The organism is Gabonia massiliensis (assembly GCF_001403595.1).
Taxonomy (GTDB): domain Bacteria; phylum Bacteroidota; class Bacteroidia; order Bacteroidales; family Coprobacteraceae; genus Coprobacter; species Coprobacter secundus.
On record NZ_LN877940.1, the window covers coordinates 918,231 to 944,152 of the forward strand.

At 35.0% G+C, this 25,922-nt stretch carries 20 protein-coding genes; 3 read left to right on the forward strand and 17 right to left on the reverse strand.

The window, feature by feature from the left end:
- Nucleotides 1-26: 26 nt before the first annotated feature.
- Nucleotides 27-1,067 carry a UDP-3-O-(3-hydroxymyristoyl)glucosamine N-acyltransferase gene (lpxD, locus tag BN2628_RS13575; RefSeq protein WP_044230882.1) on the reverse strand — a complete coding sequence of 347 codons (1,041 nt, stop codon included), beginning with the start codon at nucleotides 1,065-1,067 and terminating at the stop codon, nucleotides 27-29.
- Nucleotides 1,068-1,447: 380 nt separating this feature from the next.
- Between lpxD and spt the strand changes: the two genes are divergently transcribed.
- Nucleotides 1,448-2,635, forward strand: a complete 1,188-nt coding sequence (spt, locus tag BN2628_RS13580; RefSeq protein ID WP_044230883.1) for a serine palmitoyltransferase — start codon at nucleotides 1,448-1,450, stop codon at nucleotides 2,633-2,635.
- Between the two features lie 94 nt (nucleotides 2,636-2,729).
- A complete protein-coding gene (locus BN2628_RS13585; RefSeq protein ID WP_055100410.1) occupies nucleotides 2,730-4,082 on the forward strand; it encodes an MFS transporter in 1,353 nt (450 codons plus the stop codon).
- 89 nt (nucleotides 4,083-4,171) lie between these two features.
- Here BN2628_RS13585 and BN2628_RS13590 read toward each other — a convergent pair whose 3' ends face one another.
- The 16 genes from BN2628_RS13590 to BN2628_RS13665 form a co-directional block, all read right to left on the reverse strand.
- A complete protein-coding gene (locus BN2628_RS13590; RefSeq protein ID WP_082430175.1) occupies nucleotides 4,172-5,428 on the reverse strand; it encodes a leucine-rich repeat domain-containing protein in 1,257 nt (418 codons plus the stop codon).
- 25 nt (nucleotides 5,429-5,453) lie between these two features.
- A complete protein-coding gene (locus tag BN2628_RS13595) occupies nucleotides 5,454-6,317 on the reverse strand; it encodes a hypothetical protein (protein ID WP_044230885.1) in 864 nt (287 codons plus the stop codon).
- A gap of 22 nt (nucleotides 6,318-6,339) precedes the next feature.
- Nucleotides 6,340-7,560, reverse strand: coding sequence for a DUF4857 domain-containing protein (locus BN2628_RS13600; protein WP_052431647.1), 1,221 nt, complete (start codon nucleotides 7,558-7,560; stop codon nucleotides 6,340-6,342).
- A 2-nt stretch (nucleotides 7,561-7,562) separates the two neighbouring features.
- Complete coding sequence (locus BN2628_RS13605; protein ID WP_044230886.1) at nucleotides 7,563-8,240, reverse strand: hypothetical protein; 678 nt, start codon at nucleotides 8,238-8,240, stop codon at nucleotides 7,563-7,565.
- A 13-nt stretch (nucleotides 8,241-8,253) separates the two neighbouring features.
- Nucleotides 8,254-9,498, reverse strand: a complete 1,245-nt coding sequence (locus BN2628_RS13610) for a DUF4857 domain-containing protein (protein ID WP_082002339.1) — start codon at nucleotides 9,496-9,498, stop codon at nucleotides 8,254-8,256.
- A 1-nt stretch (nucleotide 9,499) separates the two neighbouring features.
- Entirely contained in the window at nucleotides 9,500-10,177 is a 678-nt protein-coding gene (locus BN2628_RS13615) for a hypothetical protein (protein WP_257606489.1), read from the reverse strand.
- 8 nt (nucleotides 10,178-10,185) lie between these two features.
- A complete protein-coding gene (locus BN2628_RS13620) occupies nucleotides 10,186-11,079 on the reverse strand; it encodes an ABC transporter ATP-binding protein (RefSeq protein ID WP_044230888.1) in 894 nt (297 codons plus the stop codon).
- A gap of 35 nt (nucleotides 11,080-11,114) precedes the next feature.
- Nucleotides 11,115-12,635, reverse strand: a complete 1,521-nt coding sequence (locus BN2628_RS13625; protein ID WP_055097711.1) for a PKD-like family lipoprotein — start codon at nucleotides 12,633-12,635, stop codon at nucleotides 11,115-11,117.
- Nucleotides 12,636-13,379: a DUF4843 domain-containing protein gene (locus BN2628_RS13630; RefSeq protein ID WP_044230905.1), complete on the reverse strand. Its 744-nt coding sequence runs from the start codon at nucleotides 13,377-13,379 to the stop codon at nucleotides 12,636-12,638.
- A 7-nt stretch (nucleotides 13,380-13,386) separates the two neighbouring features.
- On the reverse strand, nucleotides 13,387-14,832 hold the full coding sequence (locus BN2628_RS13635) for a RagB/SusD family nutrient uptake outer membrane protein (protein ID WP_257606490.1): 1,446 nt from the start codon (nucleotides 14,830-14,832) through the stop codon (nucleotides 13,387-13,389).
- 9 nt (nucleotides 14,833-14,841) lie between these two features.
- Nucleotides 14,842-18,234, reverse strand: a complete 3,393-nt coding sequence (locus tag BN2628_RS13640) for a SusC/RagA family TonB-linked outer membrane protein (RefSeq protein ID WP_052431649.1) — start codon at nucleotides 18,232-18,234, stop codon at nucleotides 14,842-14,844.
- A 27-nt stretch (nucleotides 18,235-18,261) separates the two neighbouring features.
- Entirely contained in the window at nucleotides 18,262-22,074 is a 3,813-nt protein-coding gene (locus BN2628_RS17060) for a RagB/SusD family nutrient uptake outer membrane protein (RefSeq protein ID WP_082430176.1), read from the reverse strand.
- Between the two features lie 7 nt (nucleotides 22,075-22,081).
- The gene (locus BN2628_RS13650) at nucleotides 22,082-23,260 is read right to left on the reverse strand and encodes a FecR family protein (protein ID WP_055097714.1); all 1,179 of its coding nucleotides are present in this window, start codon (nucleotides 23,258-23,260) and stop codon (nucleotides 22,082-22,084) included.
- A 92-nt stretch (nucleotides 23,261-23,352) separates the two neighbouring features.
- The gene (locus tag BN2628_RS13655) at nucleotides 23,353-23,919 is read right to left on the reverse strand and encodes an RNA polymerase sigma-70 factor (protein ID WP_055097716.1); all 567 of its coding nucleotides are present in this window, start codon (nucleotides 23,917-23,919) and stop codon (nucleotides 23,353-23,355) included.
- A gap of 268 nt (nucleotides 23,920-24,187) precedes the next feature.
- On the reverse strand, nucleotides 24,188-24,556 hold the full coding sequence (locus tag BN2628_RS13660; RefSeq protein WP_044230893.1) for a DMT family protein: 369 nt from the start codon (nucleotides 24,554-24,556) through the stop codon (nucleotides 24,188-24,190).
- Nucleotides 24,557-24,561: 5 nt separating this feature from the next.
- Nucleotides 24,562-25,311, reverse strand: coding sequence for a tRNA 2-thiocytidine biosynthesis TtcA family protein (locus BN2628_RS13665; RefSeq protein WP_044230894.1), 750 nt, complete (start codon nucleotides 25,309-25,311; stop codon nucleotides 24,562-24,564).
- A gap of 298 nt (nucleotides 25,312-25,609) precedes the next feature.
- Between BN2628_RS13665 and BN2628_RS17820 the strand changes: the two genes are divergently transcribed.
- Nucleotides 25,610-25,897, forward strand: a complete 288-nt coding sequence (locus BN2628_RS17820; protein ID WP_370757461.1) for a YcxB family protein — start codon at nucleotides 25,610-25,612, stop codon at nucleotides 25,895-25,897.
- The last annotated feature ends 25 nt before the right edge of the window (nucleotides 25,898-25,922 follow it).

The window sequence follows — 25,922 nt, forward strand, 5'->3', positions numbered from 1 at the left end:
AAAAAAATTACTATCAATGTAAATTTTTATTTACCAAGTTGCTTTTTTAAAGCCTCAATTTCTTTTCTCAAATCGTCTACAGTCTGGCGCAATTCGGGAAGCTTCTTTATCATGACAACCGAGCGGGCAAACTCGCGGGCCGGTACAGCAGGATATCCTAATATCGTAGAGTCGGGTTTTACATTATTAGGAATTCCCGATTGCGCTCCAACATTGACCCTATCGCCAATGGATATGTGGCCGGCAAATCCGACTTGTCCACCAATCATACAATGGCTACCGACTTTAGTAGAACCGGCAATCCCTGTTTGTGCAGCAATCACAGTATTGTTTCCGACTTCTACATTGTGCGCTACTTGTATAAGATTGTCGAGTTTTACACCTTCGCGTATAATTGTTGACCCCATCGTAGCACGGTCAATGGTTGTATTAGCTCCGATTTCCACAAAATCTTCAATGACAACATTCCCGATTTGTGCAATTTTTTCATAACTTCCATTATGAGGAGCAAAACCAAATCCGTCAGCACCTATTACCGTGCCTGCGTGGATGATACAATTATTCCCGATAACACAATCATGATATATTTTTACTCCCGGATATATAATCGTATTTTCTCCGATAGTTACATTTTCACCAATATAAACTTGTGGGTACAATTTTACGTTTTCACCGAGCTTTACATTTTCGTCGATATAAGTAAATGCACCTATATATATAGATTGAGGAATAGCCACAGACGCTGCAATAGATGCACTGCTATCGATACCTTTTTTTTCTGGTCGGGCTTGATTGACAAGGTTAAGTAATTGAGCTATACAGGAATAAGCATCATTAACTTTTATCAGGGTTGCCGTAATTTTTTCTTCTGGTTCGAAATCGCGGTTTACTAAAACGATACTAGCTTTGGTTGTATAGATGTAATGAGTGTATTTAGGGTTAGCTAAGAAACTAAGAGTCCCTGGTTTTCCATCCTCTATTTTGGATACATTATTAACTTTTACTTGGGCGTCACCAATAACTTCCCCTTGCAGGAAATCTGCAATTTGTTGTGCTGTAAATTCCATTTTACTTTAATAGTTTGTGTTTATGCTGTGTGAGCGACAAACAAGTTATAATATGCAAAGTACGTATTTTTTTTCCAAATAATAGGAATATCCTTATTCCATTTTTCATTATATCAGCTTGGGAAGTTAACAAGCTAAAGTATGAAATAAAGATTTATTATATAAATTTTGTATTGCCTTATTGTGATTTTTTGTTTCATCAAATAGGAAGACATCTTTCATTTTGTAACTAAGATATACTGTGAAGCGTTTTTTTTGTCTTCATCATATGTTATTTAAAATAAAATAGTTATTTTTGCAGCCTGCTTTTTCAGAGCTTTAAACTTAATTAAATGAAAAAGCAGACAGTTTATTATTAATACTGTAACTTCTTAAATATTATGAAGCTATTACAAGCAAAATTAGCGAAGTATGATGCTCCGCAGAAAGCTAAGGCATTAGGTGTTTACCCTTATTTTAGGAAAATCGAAAGTGATCAGGATACCGAAGTGCTGATAAATGGGAAAAAAGTATTGATGTTTGGTTCTAATAGTTATTTAGGCCTGACTAATCATCCCAAAATCAAGGAGGCTGCTATTGCAGCTATTAAAAAGTATGGAACCGGTTGTGCCGGGTCTCGTTTTTTGAATGGTACTCTTGATATACATGTAGAACTGGAAAACCGGTTAGCTCGCTTTGTCGGAAAAGAAGAAGCGATAATATATTCCACTGGATTTCAGGTGAATTTAGGGGTTGTTTCTTGTCTTACAGGTAGAGAAGATTATATAATTTGGGATGAACTTGATCATGCATCTATCATAGAAGGGCGTCGGTTGTCTTTTTCAACTCCATTAAAATACAAGCATAATGATATGGCTTCGTTGGAAAAAGTATTGAAGTCATGTCCGGAAGACAAGGTTAAACTTATTGTTACGGATGGTGTTTTCAGTATGGAGGGCGATGTTGCTAATTTGCCGGAAATTGTTGCATTGGCAAAGAAATATAATGCGGCAGTTATGGTGGATGAAGCGCATGGTATCGGAGTATTTGGGAAACAAGGACGAGGGACTTGTGACCATTTTGGAGTTACAGGAGATGTAGATTTGATTATGGGTACATTCAGTAAATCATTTGCATCTTTAGGAGGATTTATCGCAACAGACTCGATTACAGCAAATTATTTGCGACATAACTCTCGTTCGTATATATTTAGTGCAAGCATTACTCCGGCTTCTACGGCTGCTGTAGGAGCAGCGCTTGATATTATGGAAAGTGAGCCGGAAAGGATTGCCCATTTGTGGGAGGTAACCAATTATGCTTTAGAAGGATTTCGCAATTTAGGTTGTGAAATAGGTCATACATCTACTCCAATTATACCATTGTTTATTCGGGATAATGAAAAAACATTCCGGGTAACTCGAGATTTGTTTGACGAAGGGGTGTTTGTCAATCCTGTGGTGTCTCCGGCTGTAGCACCGAGCGATACTTTGATTCGTTTTTCATTAATGGCAACACATACCAAGGAGCAAGTAGATTTTGCTTTAGACAAGATTGAGAAATGTTTCAAACGTCTTGGCATTTTAAAGTAATTGTTAAAATATAGATAGTAGAAACCACATCAGACCATTTATACTGATTTGATGTGGTTTTTTCATTTTAGTTATTAAAATTATAATGTTTGTTATGGCCTCTGGTAATCGTTTTACAAGAGTTTTCTGGACTTCAGCGTCTGTAGAGTTGCTGGAACGTATGGCATACTATGCTGTATTTATTGTTTTGACCCTTTATCTTTCTAATGTATATGGTTTCTCTGATATTGAAGCCGGTATCGTTTCTGGGATATTTTCAGCGACATTATCTTTGTTGCCTACTTTTTCTGGGGCTTTAGCTGATCGGATTGGTTTTCGTTCATCTTTATTATTAGCTTTTGCATTACTTTCTGTCGGTTATTTAGGGTTGGCTGTATTACCCACGTTATTTCAGAGTGCCGGAATGGTAGATTATGGATTGATAACGACATTTACCGGTTTGAGAGAGAGTCCGCTAAGATGGACAGTTATACCCATTCTTTTGATTATTGTAGTAGGAGGGTCTTTTATTAAGGCCGTTATTTCCGGAACAATAGCAAGGGAGACGACTACAACGAATCGGGCACGAGGCTTCTCGATATTTTATATGATGGTTAATATTGGAAGCTTTACGGGGAAAACCGTTGTTGAACCCCTTCGCAGAGGTATGGGAAGTGAGGGACTCGTAGTTCTGAATTATTTTTCTGCCGCTATGACTTTATTAGCGTTTATTTTAGTCTGGATGTTGTATCATAGTCGTCAAGAACAGGGAGATGTGAAGAATATTAGAGAAATAGGAAGTTCTTTGCTACGCGTATTGACAAATGGACGTATTATTGCAATTACATTGATTACCAGTGGATTTTGGATGATATATATGCAGCTTTATGCAACTATGCCTAAATATGTTCTGCGTATGGCAGGAGATACGGCTACTCCTGCATGGTATGCCAATTTAAATCCTTTAGTTGTTGTGCTATGTGTTAATTTGGTGACTCGCCTTATGCAACGATATAAGGCGGTGACTTCTATGGGGGTAGGTATGTGGCTGATGCCTTTTTCCGCTCTTTTAATGGCTGCAGGTAATCTTGTTGGCTCTGATGATATATTGGGGTTGCATCCCGTGGCTTTTATGATGTTATGCGGTATTGGGGTGCAGGCATTGGCTGAAACTTTTATCTCGCCCCGTTATCTTGAATATTTTTCTTTACAAGCTCCTAAAGGAGATGAAGGCCTCTATTTAGGATTTAGCCATATTAATTCATGTATAGCATCGTTTATCGGGTTTGGGCTTTCAGGCTTTTTATTGTCGAAGTATTGTCCCGATCCGCAGCTTTATGCCACTCATGAAGCTTGGCAGGCGGCATCTGTGCATGCTCATTATATTTGGTATGTATTTGCTGTTATTGGGGCATTAGCTGCTGTAGCTCTTTTCATTTTCGGGAAGTTGACGAAAAATGATAAATGAACATATTTGGTATAATAGAAAGCAGGTTATCGAGCTCGATAACCTGCTTTCTATTATATAACTTCTAAAGTTTTAATTCTAACAAACATTTATAGCATGACTTTAGCTATGGATTTTCCACATTTTACAATATACATACCTGATACAGGAAGAGAAATTTCAGCATGGTTATCAGTTGCAATCTGAGTGAAAACAAGAGCTCCTTGCATATTATAAATATTTATAGTGGCACCATTTTCAATATTATATATTTTTATAATATTGTTTTGTGCTGATACTTTAAGACTTTCTGCATATGCACTTTCAACGGAAAGACTTGCATCTTCAACTATTTCATTAAATTTTGCCCATTCTTCGTCAGCTTCATAAGCCGCTTTGGCTCCTACAGGTACAGATAATGTTGCCTTGGTAACTCCAGTTGCTGAAAAACCACCAGAGACTAATGTCGGGGGAACAGTTGCTAATGATTTAACAGATACCAGGCTTGATGATGCATTAGGGAAAGTTTTAGCTTCAATCATTTTAAGGTTTATCGGCAATATTATATCTGTAATTTTGGTACATAAATTAAAAGAATATCCAGTTAGGGTTTCTAAGCTGGAGCAGCTACTTAAATCTAATATTTGAACTTTTGCATTATTGAAAGCTCGATTTCCAATATAAGAAAGGGCAGTACATCCAGTAAAATTAATTTTTACAGATGCAGCTTTGGTATTTGTAAATGCATAGTCTGAGATGGTTTTTAGTGAACTACAGCCTGATAGGTCTATTGTAACTTCATTTACATTGATTTCTGATAATTTTTGTCCATTAGTATTAAATGCATTTTCTTCAATTATTTCTAAATTTTTTAGACCAGATAAATTTATTCCGTTTAGATAATTAGTACAATAGAATGCAAATTCACGGATCAATTGCAATTGTGGACAAGTTGAAAAATCGACAGTTTGAATGGCAGAATATTGGAATGCGTAATCTCCGATACTTGTCATGCCAGAAGGGAACTTGATTGTTTTTATAGAAGCATTGTGATCAAAGATGTTACTGGGCATCTCATTCTCAGGATAGGTGGTTGTAACTTCATCTACAGTTTTCGTTTCTTCAACGATATTTGTTTGTTGAAGATCGAGCGTTTCTAATGCTGTTAACTCACTGTTGACAAAAGACAAATCTGTTGCATTGATAGGCCCTGATATAACGAGTTCTGTGACAGTCGTTAATTCTTCTGTTGTAAACTTACTTTGCAAAGTACCGGCTTCGGTTACTGCAACATTTTTGCTTTCTGCCATTACAGATGTCATTACTGATAATGCCAAAGCACTGGAAAGTAAAAATCTAATACTCATTTTTTTAAATTTAAAAGTGAATAATTTATTTTGTATGTTTTTTGGTTTTGAATAGAAATATGCAGAATAGAATCATAACGATAAACATAATGATCATCTCAGTACTATATTTCATAGGTTCTACCCATATTTCATGGAATAGATCCCAGCGACCGAGAATTTCTACAAATGTCCAGAAGATGATAACAGTGGGTATGGCATAACGAATAGCGTACCCGATTTTTTGTATTTTCATCAATTTGTAAAATAAATAGGCCGACCAAGCTAAGCTACCGAAAGCAATAAATGCTGTTACAGGGTGACGATCTCCCAGCAATACATCGTCATAAGCAAACATCAAAACGAGGTAGCTGGTCCATAATAGCATATTAGTTTCCATGAAAGTGGTAATGGAATTATTTTTTACAATGTTATGTAGTGCACCATCTTTACGTGTAATCCCTAATTTTTTTTGTATCCAAGTATAAAATAGGCAACCGGTGCGGGCACTGAAAATGTAGAAAAGGGTAATGATAGCCCAGAACCCGACTGATGACATTAAAATCAGATATTCGGGCTTGGTTACAATTTCACCGTTTTCCATTAGTGGAGCCACATTATAACGATGTGCATAGTATACGAAAGTAAATTCTATCCATCCTGTCCAAACGAGTAATCCTCCAAAAAGTCCGGCAAATGTAGCGGGGGTCTCTTTTTTCATATAAAATCCCCAAATAGCCAGTATGAGACCTATAAGACCTACAAGGAATGCTGCAGGAGTCAAATATGATTTTTCAAGAGTCTTTTCCATAATGATCATTACAGCATGACCTAAAGGCATGGTAAAGAGCACAATCATAAAAGCGGAAAATCCGATAAATCTGTGTTTTTTTTCTGTTGTTGTATTCATATTATTTGTTATTGATTATTTATTATTTTCTGTTGGGAAATATCCATACTCCTATGAATCCGTAAATTCCTGTCAAAAGTATTATGGTAAAATCAGCAACATTTACAGGTAACCATATTTTACGGCGACGTATAAGTTTTATAATAATGAATATTCCGGCACATATCAAATTGAGGATATAGAAATCTTTCACCGGATTTGGAATGGGAATAAAATGTGCAAGTCCCGGAGTTCTCATAATTTTGAACGGAAAAATAGAGCGTTCGATTTCTGCTTCTTTGGAATGGCTATAATGGTCTATCGTTTCGGTATGCTTTGCAATGAGTTTATATTCAGGACTAAGAACATAAAGAGTGCTCTTGTCTTTATCATTCACTTTGTATGTGTTATAAAAATAATTTGATGTGACAAAGAAACGCCCATTTGGATTTTCTACTGGAATTTTATGAAGTTCATATTCCCGTGTTAGAACATATATTTGGTTATTATCATCAAAAATATGGCAAAATAGGTCTCCAGAAGAGTGGCATTTTATATTTTTGATAGTACCATTGAATTTAATTTCTTTACAGAAGGGCTCTCCTTTTATCATTTTTAGATGAAAAAGACGATTACTATTGTCAACAATGAAATATCCGTCATCCTTTAGTTTTATTGTAGAAGGTATACCGTATATGCCTTTGGCCGGAAAAGAGAATCCTTTTTCAATCAGTGGTTGATTGAACTTTTTACTTTTTTCCTGTTCTATTCGATTACTTTCACAATTGAGAAATTCTATGCCGTGTTTGTTTATTCTGAAAACATCATCCGGTAGTTGAACGCCTATACGCTCTGGCTGTGATTCGAATAAGGGATTCAAGGCCAGTGAATAAAAAGGTTCTGCAATAAGTATACTGCGTCGGACACTTTTAAGTATTTTATTGTTTAATTCTATTCCGTTTAGTGAATCCGGCATTTCACCCATTAATTTTAATTTGCGAGTGTTATTGAAAGGTAGAAGTTTCATATATTCTTTTTCCGGAATTTCATTGCCTTTGGCATCATAATAATGCATTTCTGCCTGCCGATTGAGCGTGTCTCCCGACTCTTTGGCAATGATGAAATCATGAGTCACTTCACTAAAATAAATCATTGTTTTGTAAGGCCGTTTTTCTACTGATTTTTGATAAAAAGACGGCAGATAGTAGGCCATAATAAATATCGCCAGCAGTATAAGTAATATTCTGACTATTTTTGCTCCCATAATTATAGTTCTCCTTTATTAAATCGATGAGATGTATATATAACCGATACACTGGATATAAGTGTAATAATGAATAAAATTGGATATATGGTAACAGCGTTTCCTAATCCATAAGAGTAGTAAAATAACCGTAGGACGAAGTATACGAAAATAATATATAGGAAACGGTATTTCCAGATTGGTTCCAGTGAAATCATAGCGATAAAAAAGTAGCAAGTCATACCTCCCAATATCCAGGGAAGAATGGTCTGTAGGGAAGGGATTATAATTTCTGAGGGAAAATATACCGACATGAATAATGTGAGCAATAATACAGAGATAAGTTGTATTGCGGTTATAATTGCGAAACCGAAAAGTACCATAGAATAAATAACAGTCGTATTTTCCATTGGCAAGTGAAGTGACAGTTTTATACGTTTGTCTGTGACTTCCGGAACAAATTGAGAAAGACCTATTAATAAAGCTGTGATAATAGGGATATATTTGAATTTGCCGAAAAATATAGACTTTTCTAAAATTAGAGATGAAAAGTATTGTGGAGCACCTAATAAATTGAGGTCACTTCTTATTGAGATAAATATATATATGACTGTTCCCAAGCTTAGTAGTAATGCTATTGTTGCATACCAGCGGGTCTTGAGCCATTCTTTATAGATGAGGTGTTTTAATTTCTCTATCATGATAATCGTTTATTTAGATTTGTTTAGATTTGCGTTGTGGAATAGCAAATACTCCAGCCATTCCGAATATACCTAATACCAGTACCACTATGATATCAATTATAGCAAATGCATCGTTTATTGGATATCCATTTCTTTTTTTTATAAAAAATGTTGCGAGAGCAAGTATTATATTTAGCCAAATAAAGTGGAAAGGATTGGAAAAGTGGAACTGTATGCCATAATTGGCGTTTTGGGATATTTTGACAGGAAAAAGATAAGAACCGATTGTTTCCTGTAAAGAAGCGACTTTCTTATCTCCTATTGTGAGTTGCTTTATTAACTTGTAATTTTTGTCAAGGATATAATATGCTGTGGCATCTTTTTCATGGGTGGTGAATGTCAGATGCATTAGATTTCCTTGCAAAAAAGCTCCTCTTCTTAGCGAAGGTAAAGGCAAAGCCTGATAGTTGAAATTTCTATCCATTACATAAGAATTTCCATCCTCTGTGATAATTATAGCCAAGAATTCTGGTCGATTTGAAAAATTGATGTTGCGGATTTTTTTCTCATCGGGACGGTTCAATCGTAGAATATCGGGACGTCCATCATTCATTGATAGTCTGAATAGTTCACCTTTGCTGTCAAGAACGAAATATCCGATCTTTTCGAAATCGGTTCGGTCCGCAGGAGACCACCAAGTAATTGCCGGAGCTGTAAATCCGAGCTGTTCAAGTTCAGAATTGAATAGTTTACTTTTTTTCTCATCAATAGTATTTGTTGATGAGACGATGAACTCTATCCCGTTTTCTTTTATTCGGAATAAGTCTTTCGGTTCATATTTGTTAGATAAATAACTTTTTTGGTCTTTTAGTTCAGATAGCCCGTAGAATAATTCATTATATCTTCCTGCAATATTCATGTGAAAAATTGCATCATCAGCATCTTTTGCAGAAATATTTTTCCCACAAATGGAGTCAGGAAATTTTCCATCGTAAGTCAATTGAGAAGCATTATTTAGTGGACATAATGAGTCGGCTTGTTCTCGAGTATATCTGTTACCTTTACTATCTTTATATATAGTTATACCGGAGATTTTTCCATTTATGTTTTTATATTCGTATTCTGATATGATAAAATCATTTAATACTTCAGAATATACTACATCTTTATAATTACTATGAGTGCTGAACAGCATCCTGAAAAATCGAGGTACGATAATGCAGGTTGCGAGTGCTGTGAGTAGTATGGCAATGATACGTATAGATTTGTTTAGCATATTATCGTTCTCCTTTATTTAGTCTGTAACCTGAGAATAATACCAAAGGGCAAGATACTAATGCAATAATAGCCAGTACGGGGGCTGAATCTTTATATGCACCGTGGAAATTTATATTGTTGAAATAGAGGGACAATAATATAAGTCCGGTTATTGCATAAAGTAATTGTCGATATCCGTTTGGTTCCAAAGCAGTCATTGCAATATAGTTGTATGCCAAATATGAAGCAATGAACCAATTGATAATCGTTACCGTTACCGGTCGTGTCACTTCTGCCGGAAATAGCAATTGGTTTTTCCATTCAAAAAGGACGAAGATAATCCCATTTGAGACTGTAATCAATAATAGACCGAATAAAGCCATACAAGCAATCAGTTTTTGATTATTCATCGGAAGGTGTAAAGTCAATCGTATACGTTTGTTTTTTACTTCCGGTATGTATTGTGATATGCCTATACAGATAGCTGTAAGTAGTGGGATATATTGCAATAAAGAGTAATAAATTACAGGTGGATTATCATACAAAACACTTAATGTGTAATTTTTGGCTCCGAGCATTGTCATCCGGTTTTCTACCATAATGAATATATAGAATACGATGCATATGCCTATTATCAATGCTCCTAAAAAAGCCCAGCGGGTCTTAATCCATTCTTTATAAAACAGATGTAATATCATGATTGTTATTAATATTTTCCGGTTAAACCAATAAATGCATCTTCAAGGGTCATATCTAATTGTGTAAAGTTGGAATATGCGAGTCCTTGTGCCTCAAGTAATTTTTTAACTTCAGTTTCATCCCCGTAAGTATAAAATTCGTAGTGGTTGTTGATGTGCTCTACATTCACCGCAAGAGAATCTGAGAAAGTAATGTCATCCCGTTCTAAATCGAAAATAAACCCTTTGAATTTATCGGTAAAGTCTTTTACCGGTCCTTGTACCAATACGCGGTTGTAATCCATGATAAGTACATCGTCTATCAAGCGTCCCATATCCTGAATAATATGAGATGTTAGAAAGACAGTTTTCCCTTTGGCTTTACAGTATTCTCTCATGTAATCGATAAAAAGACGGCGATATCCAGGGTCAAGACCCAAAGAAAAATCATCGAGGATAAGTAAATCAGGGTCTTGTGCTAAAATAAGTCCTAATGCAACTTGTGCTCTTTGTCCACAAGACATTGTCGATATTTTTTGTTTGGGGAGGATTTTTAAGCGGTTTATAAGATTCCAATATGCATCAGCTTTCCAGTTTTTGTAGAAACCGGAATAAAACTTTTCTATTTGATGCACATTCATGAAAGAATATTGTATATGACCTTCGATTAAATAACCGATACGTCTTTTGGTTTCAGGTGATAAGTTTTGGGTGTCTTCTCCGTAAATAAGACATTGGCCGGAGCGAGGTTCGAGAAAACCGTTCAAGATGTTTATAGTCGTACTTTTACCTGCTCCGTTTTTCCCTAATAATCCCATGATGCGGCCTTCGGGAACTGCAATATTGAGATTTTCATAGACTAGTTTTTTCCCGTAATAATGTGTCAGGTTGCGACACTCAATTACATAGTTTGTTTCTTCCATACAATAATGTGATTCTTATATTTTTTGTTTTTTAATTACATATCTCGTTCAATAAAGTAAACCCCTTTGCCTGGAATCAGATCCGGATATTCGTTTAGTTTTATGCCTGAAACAGTATCGTATACGTATATGGTTGTTGCCTGTTTCGTTTGATTATAGAGAAGCACAACCGTGCAATAATCTTCATCTCTTAATCCTGAACCGGCAATTTGTACAAAAATGTCAACAATTTCATACTCCGCAGGAAAACTAATTAAAGGTTGGGCCGTAGGGGTGAATTCTTCCATTTCATAATAGTCGAATTTATAAATTTCATTTTTAGTTGCATAAAATCCGTAACTTTCTCCAAAAGAACCGAACCAGTATTTTATACTGTTTATCCAAGGAGAAGGTAATGGCATAATTTGTTTTAATTCTATAGGTTGCACTTTTGTGCCAATATAATTTACATAAAAGTCATACATATTATATTCATTTCCGTTTTTCCCTATCAAATAAGCGTGATAGGGCTTGTTAGAACCTAATCCTGTAGCTTCTGTGAATTCTCCACATAATGAGTCTAATTTGAATGCCTGACCATCTATATTGATACGTTCAAGATTGTCATTATATGTATGGAAGTATCCGATTGTATTGTCGCTATGGCGGACGAAAGATACTTTTTTATATCTCATAAATTGTTTTGACGATATAGTTTGAACGACATTTGTACTTTTTACATAGGTATTTTCGTCAAACAGAGGTAGTTTCTTTTCTAGTCCGTTAAATACATGTAATGTCCCATTATTGATTAGGTATTTTGAAGCTCCATATCCAAAGGTAACATTTTTGATGTTCAGTGTAGGAGCACTACCTCGATATACCCGCCCGTATATAGGTGCTATTATTTCTCCGATATTGTTTGTTATATCATTTTCGGGATCCGCATCTTTCATGCTAATGCAATATCCATAATCGGGTGCGTGATCTGTAAATATGGCCAGTTCGTTGGTAGAATTTAGGGCTCCTATATATTTCCCTTGAATTTTCTGTGTCCCGTAAATACGGTCTATCATGTTTTCGAATGTCCGAGTAAAGTTGGTGGGGTCTCCCTGGAGAGAAATCCATTCGATAGTATTTTCCGGAGTTTCATATAAAGCGACGTAAGTCGGTGTATATCCGGTTAAAATTTTTATATTGAATGTTTGCCGAAATTCTAAATCGTTTTTAGTGTTACGAACTATGAAAACTCCGGGAATCACTTTATCGATATTATAACTTTTGGGAAGGGTTATTTCCCAATGTAAATTTTTGTCTGTAGATATAACTTCACTTTTTCCGACCAACCATTTATATTCAAAGTCTTTTTCATCAGAACCTTCTGAAAAAGAAATAGTCGGGTTACATTCAAATATATCACCTAAATATAAAGTATAAGCTTCGGTCTTTTTTATTCCGTCGACAGCTAGTACATGGTCAAACTCCAAGGTCCCGATTTTGTCTTTGTCATCTATACAGGAGACGAAAAATAGGGCAGCTATAATAATACCGTATATATTAATAATTTTTTTCATCATTTATTCATCAAAGTAAATTCTGTTTCCATTTTCATCGTATTCTTCATGGTCGATAAACCACTGTGTTGCCAAGCTTATCCAATAGTCCAACTGGATAGTAGCTCCATTATCGCTCCAGTTAGGGTCGGTTATACCGCTAATCTCTAAAAATACTGCACACTTTTTGGGATGATATGTAAGCCTATTGAGTTTATTTGAATTTGTCCAAAAGGCTGGTGGGTCTTCAAGATTTTTGGTAAAACTGACTTCAACGTATTGATATTCGGGGATTCCGGATTCGAAATTTTCATTTGGAACCAATTCAATATATAGTTTATAACTGGATGTTTCGTCCATCGCGTTTGTATGTATAGTTACCATCAGACTATCTTGATATAAGCCTTTTCGGAATATTTGTGTTTCATTTAGGGTATAATGTACATCTTTGATTGCGTTTTTCGATTTTTCAGGATTGACTCTAATTTGATAAGTGCGGTCATTGGTATAATCTATAGGTCCGGACAGTCGGACCGGAATAGTATCAATGTAGTCGTTGGCGTCTGTCCCTAAAAAGTGGGCATTGAAAGAATACTCTTTCGGATAATCCTCTTCTGGACCGAAAATTTCTAATGCACTGCCATTTTTATCGGTCAGAGTTTTTGCAAAATTCAATGATTTTTGAGTTGAATCGTATAGTTCCAGTTTATCTTCTTTACAGGAGAAAATACCAGAACATAGTAAAACGTATAATATATATTTTTTCATATTTTTATTAGTTTGAGCTTCCATAACCAAAATCCTGTTCATATTTCGGTAGGGGAAGTTTGTAGTTTTCAGATTTCATAATAACGTAGTTTCCATTATAATTACCATTATCGATAGAAGTCATATTATTTCGTTTGTAATAATAGAATAATTGACCTTCTCCTTTAAAATCACAGATATATTCATGGGTGATTTCTGTTTGTATTTTTTCTTCAGATGCGTTGTCCGTGAGCTCTGTTGAGATTCGTTCTTTTTTTATTTTATTGATAAGGGATATAGAGTTTCCTCCGGTGCTATTATCTTTCAGTGTAGCTTCGGCTGCAATCAAATACATTTCGCTGAGTTTTAGCATCGGAACTACAGAAGGTCCATATTTGGATGCATCTTCTGTCAATTTGGATCGTTGATAACGTATTAAGTTTATTTTGTTATTTGCACTGGGATTGGTGTATAGCCAATTGCGCCGGACATCACTTTCTTCATAACAAGCATCGGACTTGACAAAATCTTGAGTCAGTCCTTCGTAAGTTTCTTTTGATGCAGTCAACACTGTTTCAGTATATAGTCCGAATATCATTTCAGGCATGAATATACGGTCGACTTTCAATTCCTTTCCATAAATATCGGTTTCAATGATTTCATCTTGTTTGATAAACCTGAATTTTTCACTTTGTATGATTTCATCGGCTAAAAGATATGCTTCCTTATAATTTTCGCGAAACATTTCAATACGAGCCATTAGTGCAGTTACTGCATAATAATTCATGCGTTGTGTTCGGTCGTACGATACATATTTGTCATTGAAACTTTTTCCTGTAAATATCGGATCGTTATCTTGTAGTAGTTTACGGGCTTTGGTTAAGTCTGCCATCAATTCTTGCAGTAATTCAATTGTTGTTATTTTTTTCCCGATAGAAAAACCGAAATCGGTTTTATAAGGGACGTTTGCCGAATTTGGATTTACTTTGTAAGAATCATTGTACATGCGGATAAGGTCGAAATACATGTAGGCTCTTAACCCAAGGGCCTCGGCCAATAATATATCTGTTACTCCTGGTTCGAATGTAGGCATATCATCTTTTTGGAGTTGCTCAATGACTACATTACAATTGACAATAGTATTGTACATAGTGGACCATATATTACTTATCAATTCCTCACCTTCGTCTGTCGAATATTGAAATTGTACCCATTTAGTACGATCTGTTTCTGTATCTGATACGGTGTACTGTTGAGTAAGGGGTTCGAGTGCGTACAAGCATAAATTATTTCCATATAAGTTTTCTCCTCCCATGCTGATATATATACCTGATAGCGTAGTGTAATATCCTTCCCGGGTAGAAAACATATCTTCTATGCTAACTTCGGATTTCGAGTTAACATCGAGCCATGAGCAAGATGACAAGGAAATGAACATGGATAATAAAGCTGTGTATATTATATTTTTCATCATAATCGCAGATTAGAAGTTTACTTGGGCTGAGAAATTTACCGAACGAGCAAAAGGATAGGATAGACCTCTTTCCTGACGTATAGTTGACCAATAAAATAACTCATTACAAGTTACAGATAAACGCAGCATTGATAATACTTTATTTCTCAAGAGTTCTTGTGGTAATGTATAACTTACCCTTAATGAGGTAAGACTCAAGCGACGTTCTTTCTGCACAAATCGGGAGGAAGCTTTTGTCTCACTGTTATCGTTTATTGCTTTGTATCGAGCTATATCTCCCGGTTGTTTCCATCTTTCGGTAAGAGCACGTTTATCATTATTGACCATGTAGTCGACATTTTCGATCCTTTGATGTAATGTATAATTGTATTTATCAGCACCAAAGGAATAGTTGAAGTTAGTACCGAATTCCCATGCTTTATAGCGAAAGTTTGCACCGATATAACCTTGGAGAATTGGTTCGTTTACACCTACGGGAACTTGGTCTTCTGCACTCCAAATGAATGTTTTAGCACCGTTTTTATCCAAAAAAATTTCTTTTCCAGTACCAGGATCTATACCCAAACTTCGTACAGCATAAATTGTATTCATAGATTCACCTTCTTTAAAGAGGAATACTGTAGTGTATTCATTTTTCTCATCTTCTTCTATTTTCTGGTTTATCGTTTCATTATATTTTTTTAGAGTATCAGATATTTTTGTGATTTTGTTCTGATTATGTGTCCCGTTGAGAGTAAAGTTTAATAACATGTTTTTGGTACGTATAGGAGCATAGCTCAGACTGAAATCTATACCTTTATTTGTAAGGTCGCCCATATTAGTTTTATATGAACTGAAACCGATAGACGGTGCGATGGTAATATCGGTCAGATTACCTGTGGTAGTATTATAATAGTAGTTAAAGTCCAGGTTCAATTTATTATTGAATAAAGTAGTTTCGACTCCGATATTCCGATTGAATGTAGTTTGTCCTTTCAGGTCGGGATTTCCAAGAGTGCTGATAATAGCTCCGAAATATCCTCCATATACCGGAGTCTGATAATAATACAAACTCATAGCTTGATTTTTGCTGAAATTTTGGTTTCCTGTGGTCCCGATGTTAGCTCGTAGTGCCAATTTTTTGAAATTGGCGTTTCCTTCAAGGAATGCTTCATTGTGTATATTCCAACGGATACCGGTAGACCAATAAGGTGCAGATTGTTGGTTTTTTCCATATAAGGAGGAACCATCCATACGTGCGGTCAAGTCTACTAAGTATCGGTTATCGTAAGAATAATTCAAATTGGTAAATGCACCTAAAGAGCGCGTCGTAGATTCTACTCCGGATGGTCGCCCATATTGTTCATACTGAGCTGCATAAGATAGATAATCTAAAGCGTCTCCCATGAATCCTGTTACAATATAACCGTCATTGTTGCTTTGGGACTGGCGTATTTCTCCACCGAGGATGGCTTGGATATCATGTTTACCGAATGAATGTGAATAAGATGCCACAATATTACCGTTGTAGGCAAGAGTATTGGAATTACTTAAATCATATTTTCCTCGATTGTAAAGGACATCGGGATTATTGATGCTGTTGTCATTGTTATTAATGTAAGTAAAGCTTTGAGGAGAAAGGAATATGTCATCTCTATCGAAATCATATGAGACAGAAAAATTTCCTTTTATTCTAAAATCAGAAGTTACCGACCAATTGATACCTGTATTATTCGTGAAACTCATAGTTTCACCTGCGGTGAAGCTGTTGAGATATTTTGCTTCATACATTGGTGATTGTTGTATGGGGGATACTCCGAGTTCCATTCCGGGAGGGGCTACATTATTTAGAGACAAAGTCCTATAATAATTACCGTTTTCATCTTTTTCTCTGAAGTAAGGTAGTGCAGAAGTGTAGGTTGAAAAAGAACCATATGGAGATTCGGTACTTTTTACCATACTAAATTGCATGTCATTGGTAATGAATATCTTAGAAGAATTATACATTAATTTTGTTCCAGCCTCATAAGTAGAGCGAGTTGATCCTTTCATTACTCCGTTAGTTTGTCCGTATCCCAAGTTTACAGAGTACCTCATATTTCCTTTTTCTTCTTTCATACGGGTTACACTTCCATCGATGAATATGGTATGTTTATGTTGAAATCCTACTTGTAGGGGTTTTGACAACCAGTATGTGTCTGTTCCGCTCATGATTTCTTTTTTTATTAAGTTATATGAGTTCAATTTGTTTCCGGGATCTTCTCCTGGTTCGGTAGCGTCGAACACTCCTGCAGCTTTTTGAAACTCAAGCATTTCAGCGGCATTCATCAGGTTATAGGAACTTAAATCTGGAATTTGTAAACCACTGTTAAGAGTATAGCTTACTTGCAATACTCCCGATTCAGGGCTTTTGGTTTCGATAACGATTACACCGTTTGCTGCACGAGAGCCATAAATGGCTGATGCTGATGCATCTTTCAATATAGTGACACTTTGGATTCGGTTCATGTCAAGGTCATATACTTTTTGTACGGAAATCTCGAATCCGTCGAGTATGAAGATGGGTAGACTGGTTACGGTTTGTAAATTACTTTGGGATATATCAGGAAAGCTGTTTTGCCCACGTATCTCTATTTGGTCAGGAATGTGGTTTGGATCTGATCCGAACACGCCACGTACATCGACGACTTGAAAGGATGGATCGAAAACCTTGAGCCCTTCGAACAAATTTGTGTTGTTTACTGCTCTCAGTTCATCGCCTTTGACCGATACTGCCGTTCCTGTAAAACTATTTTTAGCTTTTGGATAATAGCCGATAACAACGGCATTGTCAATTTCTACAACATCTGGCTCAAGTTCAATGTCGAGTACGATTTTCCCATTGGGACGTAAAGTCCTTTTTTTATAACCAATGAATGAGACCGTCATCTTGTTATTGGGGGAGTCAAGCATTAGACTATAATTCCCCTCATCGTCAGATACAGTTGTATTTTTGGAAAAACCATTTTCATCTTGTATGATGACAGCTCCTGAAAGTGGATGTTTATTTTCATCCAAGATGGTTCCTGATACTTTGTATTTACCTGGTATTTCCTTTTCTGTAGGACGTGTATTTTTAGAGATAACGACAGTATTGTCTATGACCGAAAATTGTAAATTCAGCGGATGGCAAATGCGCTTTAGTACAATTCTTAAATCGATATTGTCGGCAGATATTGTAATTTTCTTTTTATTGTCGACAAGCTGATTGGTATAGAAGAACTGATAACCTGATGCCTCTTTCAGTATTTGTAATGCTTCTGCAAAAGTTTTATCTTTAATATGTACGGTAATATTTTTTTGTGCATGTATTTTCCCTCCGTAGAAGAATAATAGGGAGAGTATTACCGGAATAACTATTTTTAGTTTTCTTTTCATTTTCATGATTTACAATTTTACCGAATCGTTTACTTAAAAAGCATTTGGCGGTACAGGTAAAGTATATTGTTTATTACTCATTTCTATCTTAGTTCCGTCATATGATGTTATTTCTGTATCATTCATCCTTTTATGAAAAAAGAACAATTGACCTTCACCCCAGAATTCTCGTTCGTATTCTTCCCGGATAATCTTACGTAAAGTATTTTGGTTGAGTTCTCCATTCTCTTTGATTTTTGTTAAATAAGAAGCTCCTTTACTTGTTTCCATATCTATAATCCATTGGGCTGCATCATCGATTTGATTTTGCTCATTTAGGGATTCGGCAGCAATAAGTGCGACTTCTCCTAATTTTATAAAAGGGATTCTTACTGGTAAGCTGGTCGATTCGCCTGAAGTTGTTTTATTGTAATCTATCAATAAAGATTCTTTTCCGAATTTGTTGGACATGATATATTCATTGTTGCCTGAAGAGTTGAACCAAGCTCTATATCTGATATCGCTTGCTTCTGGAAATATATCTTTTAGTCCTGTGCGGGTTTTGATTTTCTTTTCATTAAACATTTCTTCGGACAGTTGAGTTAGTCCTTCAGGGGGAGATGCTATCCCGAAAATATGTTCACGAGAAAAGCTAAAATCACTGCCGTATTTTCCGGGTGTAAAATAGTAAAATACTTGATTTCGACTTTCTACATTTCGAATATGGTTAAATGTTTCGTCTGCATAACTGAAGGCATCAGCATAATTTCCCGTATATAATGAAATTCGAGCCAATATTGCTGTTACAGCATAGTAGTTCATTTCAAAAGTTCTTAGTTTACTGTCTATTTCTCCCGGTTTTATACTGGAAGAACTTATTCCAGTCAGAATTGGGTCATAAGGTTTTAATAATTCTGCTGCAAACTTTAGATCTTGGATGATTTTACTTAATAATTCTGTTGTTGATAGTGAGGGACTTACTTGTGTACCGAAAGTTGTCATATATGGAAGTGCTCTATAACTGGGATCATTAGTTATATTCGGATGGAAAAGCCTGAGCAGCTCAAAATGTAAAGCCCCCCTGAGGGCATAAGCTTCTCCTGTAATGATTTGTTTCTGGCCACTATTGTAAAAAATAACGTTTGTTTTTTCAATCTCTTCGATTAGTTTATTGCAAGAACCTATGGCCCTGAACATTTCTCTCCATATATCAGAAAGGATACCGGCCTGTTCTATTTGAGTGTAATCGTATTTACAAAAAGCTGTGGTTCTTTCATCATATGGAGTAAAATTTTGACCCATAAATTCTAACATCCCGATAGAAAGATTGTCACCGTATAAAGAAGGTTGTCTGAGTTGTGTATATACATCGGTCAAAGCGTTATAAAAAGAGTTCTCATCTTTAAAGAACTTTTTATCTGTGACACTTGTATTGTCCGATTGGATATCGAACCAGTCGGAACAGGAATAGAATACTAAAAGGAGTAATATGTATGGTATCTTTTTCATAATCAATTTGTTAAANCCTATTGGTAACAGATTGAACCAGTCATATGTATAACCTCCCAAAGAACAATTGACGATTGTATTTATCCACCATTGTTTGTATTGTAGTGTAAGCCCTAAATTCCCTCGGAATTTATCGTCAGTAGAGCCTACATAGCTCGGGGTTCCGTCGAGAATGTCCTGCCCATCTTTGTCAGTGTGATATTCAGTGTATTTGTATATTGTATTTAAAGGTTGATTTTCATGTAATTCTGAAAGTCGGTGATACTGTTTGGCATATTGTAAATAGTTATTACGTACCGTACTATTATATTTAGATGCAAAATAATCAGGAACTTTTTCTATCTTATTATGGTTATGCATCCCCGATATGAATGCACTTAATGACCAGCCCTTTAGGTTTTCGATGATTTTGGTATGAAGGTAAAATTCGATACCCTCATTTCGAATTTCACCACCGTTTGAAATTGAATTTTCATATCCGGTAGACAAAGGAAGGAGATCAAATACAATTATATTTTTTGTAAGATTGTTATAGTAGTTAAATGTCAAAGAGATTTTTTTATAGTCGAACAGCAAAGATAAGTTTCGATTGTTTATAGTATGCCATTTGATATTTCTGTTTGGCATGGACTGTATAGATGAACCAATAAGATAATAATTATAAATATACTCATTGCCTATATCTGATTTATAGGTTACATTGTAATCGTCATCTGAGAATCCTACTCCTCCAGTGGTTCCTATAGATGCATTTAAAATAAATCGACTTATACCGGAGTTTTTCATAAATGCTTCATTATGAATATTCCAGTAGATAGATGTATTGTAAAACCATGCATTCCTTTCTCCTGTAGATAGAAGCGAGGAGCGATTATAATTTATGGAAGCTTGTAATCCGTATCTGTTGTCATATGTGTAATGCCCTGATAATATGCTTTGTAAGGTCCTGTCATATTCTCGATGAGCTGTTGCCATATTTAATGTATCGTAACTTTTAGTGAATGATATGTAAGCCATTCGATCGGTAGGAATGCCTATTCCGGCATAAGCTTCGTCGTAATATTTTCCACTGAATGTTCGTACTCCGGCAGACGCTCCTATATTTGATTTTTTGATATGTTTCTGATATTGTAAGGCAAGAGAAGCTTCGAATGATAAGCTATTTTCTCTTAAAATGTCATATCTTCCTATATTACTGCCGCTTTCAACATTGTGGTATAGGCCGGAAGATGGGGATATAAAGATATCGTGTTGATTAGTTTCTCTGACAAAGGCGAAAGACCCATCTATGGTAAATCCTTTTCTCAAGGAAAGCCTCAAATTCAGATTATCGTATATTTCGTTTGATTTTGTCTTGTCAAAAGATCCTAATGTCGCTTCATATACCGGATTAATACATTCTGTTGTTTCATTTTCATTTAATACGGTATATGGAATACCAGTTTCATCTGTAGCTTTCCATTCGGGATTCAGTTGACGATAATAATCGTAAGTTCCATAATTAGAAGCGTGTCCTTTTATTTGATTGAATACAATATCATTGGATATATGTAAAGCTTTGAAATTATATTCGATGTAGGAATTGAGCCCAAGTATATCATTTTTCGATTTTTTCATTACCCCATTTCCTGAAGGAGAAAATCGGGTAGAGAATTTATATTTTACATATTCGTCTCCACCTTCTATATTGATTTTATGCCTATGTTGGAATGCTGTTTGGATAGGCTGTTGTAACCAGTCGGTGTGAACTTCTTTTTGAGCATATTCGTCGATTACTTTATGGGAATTCAAATCTGCATTTTGTATGATTGCGTCGAATAGATAATTGATTTTTATTTTTCCAGTTTGGGGCTTTTGAGTTATAAATTCGATAACTCCGTTTGCCCCATAAATTCCATATCGAGAAAGGCTGGCTGCGTCTTTATAAATAATAATTTTATCAATATCGTTGATGTCGAGGTTCATTGCTTGACGTAAAGGTACTCTTGCCCCATCAATGATAAATAAAGGTAAGTATGGATTATCTATTTTGGTCGACCAAATCTTTTTCCCTCTTATTGAGACAGAAGATGGTAGATACCCGGGCATATCTCCATAAATATCCTGACTTTCATCTTTTAAGGATGGTTCGAGTATTTGAAAGGCATCCCACAAGTTAGTGAAGCTTGCCTTTTTTAGCTCGTCTGAATTGATAACTCGGTCTCCTGGTGATACTATAGCGTAAGGTGATATGACTGAGCTTGTTGTTTCTATTTCGGAGGCGTAACTATTAACGCAGATAGTAGAAATGATTAATATTTGTAACCATTGCTTATATTGCTTATTTTTACCTTTTTGTAATATATATGATATATTCATTTATAAATTATTTTTTATCTAATGTTACTGTCCCATTTTTATAACTGATTTCCATAGGGATACCTACCTCTTCAAGTACCCGGAATAAATAGTCGAGATTTTTTTTACGGCTTAGTTCTCCTGAAAAATGATATGAGAGCAATGATGAGTCTTTTATTGTATATTTAAAATTATACCACCGGGAGACAATTTTTAGTAAATCTTCTAATGGTGTGTCATTGAAACTAAATATTTTATTTTTCCATGAGGTGTTGAATTCAGTATCAACATATGATATTTGGCTCGAATTTTCTTTGATGTTGTAATAGGATTGCATTCCGGGCTTGAGAATATCCTGTCTGTCAATTGTTTTATATTCTATTTTGACCGAACCTTCTACTAAAGTAGTAGTTGTATACGAGTTGTCTGGGTATGCCGATACATTAAATTCTGTTCCTAATACTTCGATTTCTGTGTCAGCGGTTTCAATAATAAACGGTTTTTTTTCATTTTTTGATATTTTGAAATATCCTTCTCCGATTAAGGTTACTCTTCGTGTATTTCCTTCAAATATGGAAGGATACTCAAGAGTAGATTCGGAGTTAAGCCATACGATACTGCTGTCAGATAAAATAACTTTATATTCTCCTCCCCTAGGAACTACAAGTTTATTTAATATAGGAGAACTTTTTTCTGTTTCCTGATATGTAAGGCCTTCTTTTGTACTATTAGTTATTTTTACACCACGTAAATCGAGCAAGACAGGATTTTGTCCCAAAGCAATGTATTCGTGATTGTCGATGAATAGAGTTGCTTTATTCGTTCCGGGTAAATGATGTTCAGATATTTCTTTCAATATTTGAATATCATCAGGTTTATGATTTGATGTCCATTGGAATATTCCACATAACAATCCGGCTACTATGCATGCGACAGAAGAGTAAATAATAAAATTACGGAATCGGGATGTTTTATATGACTGTATATTCAAAGAGTGAGATACCAGTCTTTTTTTGAGTTTTAAAAAGTCAGCTTCATAAGACTTTTTATCAAAAGAAGGCTGTTTAAAATAATTTTGTTTTACTTTATTATAATATTTGTAATGTTGTTCAGATGCATCTAACCATTTTTTTAATTTCTTTTTTTCAGATATAGATGTTTGGTTGTCAATATCTTTAGCAATGATTTTCCAGTCAATTTTTCGCATACTTGTCAGTTATCTGTACAGAACTTTAAAATTAGCATTTTGTATATAATAAACATTAGATGTAAAAATGGGGGACAAGAAAATATTTTTTTTTAAGAAAAAAGATAGATAAAAAGAATTGAAGTGAACAAAAAGATAGCCATGTTTTCTCTTAATACTCTCATGGTGCGTTTTAAATGAGTTTTAACAGTAGACTCTGCGATGTGCATTTCTGATGCAATATCTTTTACCTTTGTACCATTAATAATGTGTTTTTCCAAAATGATACGACTCTTTTCGGGTAATGACCCCATAATTTTCTTCAGGCGTTTTATGAGTTCATCTTTTTGACCATATGGATCATCATCTATATCCATACCTGCAAAAATACTTGCTTCTACCAATTTTTCCTGGTTCTTGTCTTGTATATCTAAATCTCGTATGTAATTTAGGCAGTTTGAGCGGACAATGTGTAATAGTAAAGCCTCTATATTTCCTTGACAATTTATCTTCTCAGGGTGGTCCCAGATCCATACAAAAGCGTCATGTACCAAATCTTTGGCAATTTCTATGTCGTAAGTAAAACGATATGCAAAAGCCACTAATTCGGATATATTGTTGTTGTATAGCTCTTGAAAAGCTATCATGTCATGCTCTATGATCTTTCGTTCAAACTCCATTTGATACAGTCCTGATTCATAGTATAATTATAGAGACTCCAATAAATGCAAGTAAAGGAAAGGTATATTTATATATTTACCGACCAATAGATACAGTTAAAAGAAATCGTGTTACTATTTTCGCACAAAAATACAATATACAAAGGTACATAACAATACCTTTATTTAGGTATTATTATGTCTTTTTTTTTCAAAAAAAACTAACAATAAGTAAATTTTATGTGGCTTGAAGTTTTGTTTTGTTATATATTCTTGTTTTATGGTAAGATTATTTCATAAATACAAAATAGACAGCTAACACCAGACATATGAATGCTGCCAAGTGGTTCCAATGCAAAGATTCCCCTTTGAACAAAAGGGTTGAGAACAGCGTAAATATGATTAGAGTAATAACCTCTTGTACTACTTTAAGTTGCATTAGACTAAACGGCCCTCCATTTCCTTGAAAACCGAGGCGATTAGCTGGAACTTGGCACATATATTCAGCTAAAGCGATACCCCATGATAATAGTATTACTCCGATAAGAGGCCAATTACTTATAATTTTCATTTCTTGTAACTTCAGGTGTCCATACCAGGCAAAAGTCATGAATATGTTTGATATGATTAGTAGTAGTATTGAATATAAGCCTTGCATAGTTTTTATTTATTTTTTATAGAAGGTAGATAATCGGGTTGTATATGTGTCATACTGTTCCACATGTTGCTGCGAACTTGAGAATTCATTTTTTCGAGAATTTCAATGACTGTTTTCATTTGAATACGACTTGAAGAGTTTTCATAGGGGCAATTTTTTTTCTGTTTTAAATAACCTGATATTTCAGATAATATTTTAAGCTCCTTTTCCGTAATAAGGCACATAGGGCGTATCAAAGTCATTTCGAATTTACTCATTTTCAGTAATGGAGGCATAGTGCCGAATGCTCCTTGGTGGGTCATATTCATAAGTAAAGTTTGTAGGATATCGTCTTGATGGTGTCCTAATGCTATTTTGTTGCAGTTATATTCTTTTGCGATATCGAATAGGGCTTTCCTTCTATACCATGAGCAAAGAAAGCATGGGGATTTGCGAGTGTCAGTTTCAGGATTGAATGAGGTACGTCGATGAATGAATGGGATATTATACTGTTTGGCGAATTGTTGTAGATATTCTATATTACTTTGGTAGGGAATGTTGCTCATACTGATATGTGCTGAAAGTAATGAAAATCGGGGTTGATATATTTTGACTTTACGGCCTAAGAGTTCTGTGAGAGCTAGAGAGTCTTTTCCCCCAGACAGAGCAATAAGAATTCGATCCCCCTCTTCGACCAGATGATAATCGAAGATAGCCTTTTTCATTTTTTGGTCGAGCTTTTTTAAAAGTTTTTCTCGAGCATCAGGTATTGTCATATCAAAGTGTGTAAATTTTGTGCAAAAGTAGTGTATTTTGTAAAACTTGATTATAGGAAAGCAGAAAATATATTTAATTTTATACGGGTAAAAATAAAGATCGAATATGACTATTACAACAGATGTATTTAGGCTTCCTGCCGACAAATATTTTAAGATTTTGTTTATACTTTTTTTGCGTCGAAAAATAATATGGATATTTTTTATTGCCGTAATATTATCTGTAGCTTTATGGTGGAATTTTGATTTCTTTTATCTTCTATTAATTCTGATTTTCTTAGTTTTTCCATTTCTTTTAATGATAAAGTATTTCGAATATATAGCTTATCCTCAGAATCGGTGGAATATATTGGATAAATATCTTATAATTGATGAGAAAGAGATTGTGTTTCATTTTACGGATAAAAGTCTTGATCGGGTTTTATGGAGCGATATACGTTTTTTTAAGATGAGAAAGGCTGCTTTCCTGTTATATACGGATAAGAGTCGTTTTATATATATTCCTAAAGATGCCTTTGGGCTAAATGAAGAGTATCTATATTTTTATAGGCATATGTTGACGAAAATAAATTCTAAAGAGGTTTAGTGTATAAAAAAATTACTTTGTATAT

Coding starts and splice junctions, on each gene's coding strand:
- lpxD (WP_044230882.1), bottom strand. CDS start 1,067: ATGGAATTTACAGCACAACAAATTGCAGATTTCCTGCAAGGGGAAGTT.
- spt (WP_044230883.1), top strand. CDS start 1,448: ATGAAGCTATTACAAGCAAAATTAGCGAAGTATGATGCTCCGCAGAAA.
- BN2628_RS13585 (WP_055100410.1), top strand. CDS start 2,730: ATGGCCTCTGGTAATCGTTTTACAAGAGTTTTCTGGACTTCAGCGTCT.
- BN2628_RS13590 (WP_082430175.1), bottom strand. CDS start 5,428: ATGAGTATTAGATTTTTACTTTCCAGTGCTTTGGCATTATCAGTAATG.
- BN2628_RS13595 (WP_044230885.1), bottom strand. CDS start 6,317: ATGAATACAACAACAGAAAAAAAACACAGATTTATCGGATTTTCCGCT.
- BN2628_RS13600 (WP_052431647.1), bottom strand. CDS start 7,560: ATGGGAGCAAAAATAGTCAGAATATTACTTATACTGCTGGCGATATTT.
- BN2628_RS13605 (WP_044230886.1), bottom strand. CDS start 8,240: ATGATAGAGAAATTAAAACACCTCATCTATAAAGAATGGCTCAAGACC.
- BN2628_RS13610 (WP_082002339.1), bottom strand. CDS start 9,498: ATGCTAAACAAATCTATACGTATCATTGCCATACTACTCACAGCACTC.
- BN2628_RS13615 (WP_257606489.1), bottom strand. CDS start 10,177: ATGATATTACATCTGTTTTATAAAGAATGGATTAAGACCCGCTGGGCT.
- BN2628_RS13620 (WP_044230888.1), bottom strand. CDS start 11,079: ATGGAAGAAACAAACTATGTAATTGAGTGTCGCAACCTGACACATTAT.
- BN2628_RS13625 (WP_055097711.1), bottom strand. CDS start 12,635: ATGATGAAAAAAATTATTAATATATACGGTATTATTATAGCTGCCCTA.
- BN2628_RS13630 (WP_044230905.1), bottom strand. CDS start 13,379: ATGAAAAAATATATATTATACGTTTTACTATGTTCTGGTATTTTCTCC.
- BN2628_RS13635 (WP_257606490.1), bottom strand. CDS start 14,832: ATGATGAAAAATATAATATACACAGCTTTATTATCCATGTTCATTTCC.
- BN2628_RS13640 (WP_052431649.1), bottom strand. CDS start 18,234: ATGAAAATGAAAAGAAAACTAAAAATAGTTATTCCGGTAATACTCTCC.
- BN2628_RS13650 (WP_055097714.1), bottom strand. CDS start 23,260: ATGCGAAAAATTGACTGGAAAATCATTGCTAAAGATATTGACAACCAA.
- BN2628_RS13655 (WP_055097716.1), bottom strand. CDS start 23,919: ATGGAGTTTGAACGAAAGATCATAGAGCATGACATGATAGCTTTTCAA.
- BN2628_RS13660 (WP_044230893.1), bottom strand. CDS start 24,556: ATGCAAGGCTTATATTCAATACTACTACTAATCATATCAAACATATTC.
- BN2628_RS13665 (WP_044230894.1), bottom strand. CDS start 25,311: ATGACAATACCTGATGCTCGAGAAAAACTTTTAAAAAAGCTCGACCAA.
- BN2628_RS17820 (WP_370757461.1), top strand. CDS start 25,610: ATGATAAAGTATTTCGAATATATAGCTTATCCTCAGAATCGGTGGAAT.